Annotated in this window: 1 protein-coding gene; it reads left to right on the top strand. The window is 44.7% G+C overall.

Annotation, left to right across the window (positions count from 1 at the left end):
* A partial coding sequence (locus tag H4O20_RS12840; protein WP_185099517.1) for an ERAP1-like C-terminal domain-containing protein occupies nucleotides 1–468 on the top strand: 468 nt, incomplete at both ends.

The raw sequence follows: 468 nt of genomic DNA, 5'->3' as shown, positions 1-468 counted from the left end.
GTGAAGAGGAGTGGAACTTTGCTTGGAAAATGTTTGAAAAAACCAATGTTGCTACTGAGAAAGATAAACTGAGAGCTGCAATGGCATGTGCCACAGAGCCGTGGTTACTGAACAGGTATCTCAGTTACACCTTAAATTCATCGCTAATTCGGAAGCAAGATGCCACTTCTACCATCATCAGCATTGCAAGCAACGTGGTCGGTCAATCGTTGGCTTGGGATTTTGTTAGAGCCAACTGGGAGTTCATTTTCAATCAGTATGGAGGTGGATCTTTCTCTTTCTCCAATCTGATCAACGGTGTCACAAAGAGATTCTCAACTCCGTTTGAACTGCAACAGCTGATACAGTTCAGGGATGACAACGCCGACATAGGCTTCGGATCCGGAACCCTTGCCATTCAGCAATCTATCGAGAGGACTACCGCCAACATCAAATGGGTCGATGAGAACAAAAATGCAGTCTTAGAAT

Source organism: Aequorivita sp. 609, assembly GCF_014212065.1.
In the GTDB taxonomy this organism is placed as follows: Bacteria; Bacteroidota; Bacteroidia; order Flavobacteriales; family Flavobacteriaceae; genus Aequorivita; species Aequorivita sinensis.
Note: the sequence above shows the minus strand (reverse complement) of the source record. Positions and strands in the feature narration are given on the sequence as shown.